The organism is uncultured Marinobacter sp. (assembly GCF_963974375.1).
Lineage (GTDB): Bacteria > Pseudomonadota > Gammaproteobacteria > Pseudomonadales > Oleiphilaceae > Marinobacter.
In genome coordinates, this window is record NZ_CAXBDN010000314.1 from 1 (window position 1) to 4,467 (window position 4,467).

3 protein-coding genes are annotated in these 4,467 nt (G+C 58.0%); all 3 read right to left on the reverse strand.

The features are described from left to right. A partial coding sequence (pheA, locus tag AAC035_RS19010; RefSeq protein ID WP_339806680.1) for a chorismate mutase occupies positions 1-652 on the reverse strand: 652 nt, incomplete at its 3' end. 1 nt (position 653) lies between these two features. Next, positions 654-1,736, reverse strand: a complete 1,083-nt coding sequence (serC, locus tag AAC035_RS19015) for a 3-phosphoserine/phosphohydroxythreonine transaminase (RefSeq protein WP_339806681.1) — start codon at positions 1,734-1,736, stop codon at positions 654-656. Continuing rightward, on the reverse strand, positions 1,720-4,395 hold the full coding sequence (gene gyrA, locus AAC035_RS19020) for a DNA gyrase subunit A (RefSeq protein WP_339806682.1): 2,676 nt from the start codon (positions 4,393-4,395) through the stop codon (positions 1,720-1,722). Before gyrA ends, serC begins: the two co-directional genes overlap by 17 nt. Between the last annotated feature and the right edge of the window lie 72 nt (positions 4,396-4,467).

The window sequence follows — 4,467 nt, forward strand, 5'->3', positions numbered from 1 at the left end:
CCCGTTCCACGCCATGCTGATTGGCATCAAGCCATTGCCGGCACTGGGCAAACGACTGCTGATGGGAGTAGATACGGGACAGCGGCTTGCCTTCATTGCCTGGCGCGGTCATCAGATGATGATGAATGCGCAGCTGTACCTCACCACAAATCCGCAGCTGCGAGCCGATAAACATGTCCAGGGTATGGTTGACCATTCCTTCGGTCGAGTTTTCAACAGGGACCACACCGTAATGTGCAGCGCCGGATTCCACCTCCCGGAATACCGCATCGATGGCGGCCATGGGCACACTGATGACGGAATGTCCGAAATGCTTGAGGGCGGCGGCCTGGGTAAAGGTACCGGCAGGACCCAGAAAGGCAATACGGAGCGGCTGTTCCAGTGCCAGGCAGGCCGACATGATCTCGCGGAACAAGCGGGCCATTTCCTCGGCAGGCAGCGGACCCGGGTTGGCCTCCTTAATGCGACGCAACACCTGGGCTTCCCGCTCCGGGCGGTAGAACACCACTTCCTGCTGCGGATTTGCGGCCATTTTTACATGGGCAACTTCCTGAGCGCAGCGGGCCCGGGCACTGATCAGATTCATGATCTGCTGATCAAGGCTGTCGATCTCGTCGCGCAATTCGCCCAGGCGGGTCTGCTCGTCACTCATCTCAGCCGTGCTCCTTCGCAAAGTCCGCCATGTATCCGATAAGCGCGTCCACGCCGGCTTCCGGCATGGCGTTGTAGATGCTGGCCCGCATACCGCCAACCGAACGATGCCCTTTCAGGTTAAGCAGTCCACGCTCGTCCGCGCCCTTCAGGAACAGGCCGTTCAGGGCCTCGTCTGCCAGGGTAAAGGGCACGTTCATCCAGGAGCGGAACCGGGGCTCAATGGGATTCGCGTAGAAGCCGTTGTCATCAATGAAGCCGTAGAGTTTTTCCGACTTGCGACGATTGGCCTGTTCCATGGCCGCCACACCGCCCTCGGCTTTCAGCCACTGGAACACCAGCCCCGCCAGATACCAGGAGTAGGTGGCCGGGGTGTTGTACATGGAGCCGTTATCAGCCATGACCTGATAATTCATCATGGTCGGCGTTTCGGCCCGGGCCTTGCCCAGCAGGTCCTTGCGGATGATGACCACCACCAGACCGGACGGTCCGATGTTTTTCTGGGCACCGGCGTAGATCAGGCCGAACTTTGACACATCCAGATGCCGTGACAGGATGGTGGATGACATGTCGGCCACCAGCGGTACAGACCCGCTGTCGGGGACAAAGTCAAATTCCAGTCCGCCAATGGTTTCATTGGGGGTGTAATGCAGATAGGCCGCGTCGGCACTGGTGGCCCAGCCCGACGGATCCGGCACCGTGCGGTAGCCAGAGGACTTGCTGCTGGCCACCACATTGATCTGGCCATAACGGCTGGCTTCATCGATCGCCTTGCCGGACCAGATGCCGGTATCCACGTAATCCGCAGTAGCCTTTTTACCCAGCAGATTCAGAGGCAGGGTCGCGAACTGACTGGAAGCTCCACCCTGCATGAAGAGTACTGCGTAATCATCTGATACGCCTGCAAGTTCTCTGAAATCACGCTCAGCAGTTTCAGCGATTTCGACAAATTCGTCACCGCGGTGGCTCATCTCCATCACCGACATGCCTGTACCGCGCCAGTCGAGCATTTCATCCCGCGCCTGCCGCAGCACCGGTTCCGGCAGTGCTGCCGGACCGGCGCAGAAATTATACGCCCTGCTCATCACCGCCCTCTTCTGAACCGTCTGTGCTGTCTGTGCTGTTTACGTCGTCCGCGCCGGCCACACCTTCACTGCCTTCAACACTCTCGTCGATATTATCTTCGACACTACCTTCGACAATGTCTTCGGCATCGGTTTCTGCAATCCGCTCGACACCTACCAGACGCTCATCTTCCTGACTGAGCTTGATCAGGCGCACACCCTGGGTATTCCGGCTCAGTACCGACACTTCATCGGTACGGGTCCGCACCAGAGTGCCCTTGTCGGAGATCAGCATCATCTCATCGCCCTCAAACAACTGCAGGGCGGTAACCAGGTTGCCGTTACGCTCGGAGCACTGCATGGCGATAACGCCCTGGCTGCCCCGGCTGTAAGTCGGGAATTCATCAAGGGAGGTGCGCTTGCCGTAACCATTCTCACTGGCGGTCAGAATCACCCCGCCTTCCTGGGGAATGATCAGCGACACCACATGGTGGCCCTCGTGCATACGAATGCCACGGACACCCCGTGCGGTGCGACTCATGGGCCGAACCGCACTTTCGTTAAAGCGTACGGCCTTGCCAGCGGTCGAAAACAGCATGACTTCCGCATCACCCTGGGTGATGGCAGCGCCAATCAGGGTATCGCCTTCGTCCAGCGACAACGCAATCAGGCCGTTGCTGCGGGGACGTGAGAAGTTCGGCAGAGGCGTTTTCTTGACCACACCGGCAGAAGTTGCCATTAACACATGGTGGTCTTCCGGGTAATCCCGCACCGGCAGGAAGGTGGTAATACGCTCACCTTCGTCCAGCGGCAGGATGTTGACCATCGGACGACCACGGGAAGCACGGCTTGCCCGGGGAATCTCGAATACCCTCAGCCAGTACACCTTGCCCTTGTTCGAGAAGCACAGAATGGTGTCGTGGGAGTTGGCCACCAGCAGCTTTTCAATGAAGTCTTCATCCTTCATGGACGTCGCCGCCTTGCCGCGACCACCACGACGCTGGGCCTGATAATCCTCGACCGCCTGGGTCTTGGCGTAACCACCGTGAGAGATGGTCACTACCAGATCTTCTTCATCGATCAGGTCGGCAACGGTCAGGTCGCGACGGGAGCTCATGATTTCAGTCCGGCGCTTGTCACCATATTCCGCAACAATCTCCGCCAACTCGTCGCGAATCACCTGCAACAGGCGGTCCGGGTTGCCCAGAATATCCAGCAGATCTGCAATTTTCTCGACAATTTCCTTGTACTCGTTCTGCAACTTCTCGGTTTCAAGCCCGGTCAGACGATGCAGGCGCAGATCCAGAATGGCCTGGGCCTGTTCCGGTGACAGATAGTACTGGCCGTTACGAAGGCCGAAGATTTCCGGCAGATCATCCGGGCGACAGGCATCTTCGCCCGCCCGCTCCAGCATGGCCAGCACGCCACCGGGCGACCAGCCCTGGGCGATCAGTTTTTCACGGGCTTCAGACGCCGAAGGCGAAGCCTTGATCAAGGCAATGATTTCATCGATGTTGGCCAGGGCAACCGACAGACCCTCAAGAATATGACCCCGCTCCCGCGCCTTGCGCAGCTCAAAAATGGTCCGACGGGTAACCACCTCACGACGATGGCGGACAAAGGCGTCCAGCATCTCTTTGAGGTTGAGAATTCTGGGCTCGCCGTTGATCAGGGCAACCATGTTGATGCCGAACACGGTTTCCAGCTGGGTCTGGGAAAACAGGTTGTTGACGATCACGTCCGGGTTTTCGCCCCGACGCAGCTCGATCACCACCCGGATGCCTTCCTTGTTGGACTCATCACGCAGCTCGGTGATGCCTTCCAGACGCTTCTCTTTGACCAGTTCCGCGATTTTCTCGATCAGCCGGGCCTTGTTCAGCTGGTACGGCAGTTCGGTAATGATGACAGCGTCACGATTGGTCTTGTTGTCGTGCTCGATTTCATGGCGGGCGCGGATATAGATGCGGCCACGACCGGTACGGTAGGCCTCAACAATACCGGCCCGTCCGTTAATAATGCCGTCGGTCGGGAAATCCGGTCCCGGAATCAGCTCCATCAGTTCGTCGATAGAGGTATCCGGGTTGTCGATCAGCGCCAGACAGCCGTTGATGATCTCGGTCAGGTTATGGGGCGGGATGTTGGTGGCCATACCCACCGCGATACCGGAAGAGCCGTTAACCAGCAGGTTGGGCACCCGGGTTGGCATGACTTCCGGAATCCGCTCGGTACCGTCGTAGTTGTCGACGAAATCAACGGTTTCCTTGTCGAGATCCGCCAGCAGCGAGTGGGCAATCTTCTCCATGCGGATTTCGGTGTAACGCATGGCGGCCGCGTTATCACCGTCGATGGAACCGAAGTTGCCCTGACCATTCACCAGCGGATAACGCAGGGAAAAAGGCTGGGCCATACGAACGATGGTGTCGTAAACCGCAGAGTCACCGTGGGGGTGATACTTACCAATTACATCACCCACCACGCGGGCGGACTTCTTGTAGGCCTTGTTCCAGTCGTTGCCCAGTTCAGACATGGCGAACAGAACGCGCCGATGGACCGGCTTCAGGCCATCGCGGACATCAGGAAGAGCCCGGCCGACAATGACGCTCATGGCGTAGTCCAGATAGGACTGCTTGAGCTCGTCTTCGATATTTACCGGCAGGATCTCTTTGGCTAACTCACCCATCGAGAATGGTTCCTTTGCATGTGCTGGAAATCAGATTGGTTGTTATATACAAGCGGCAGATACTACCACAAA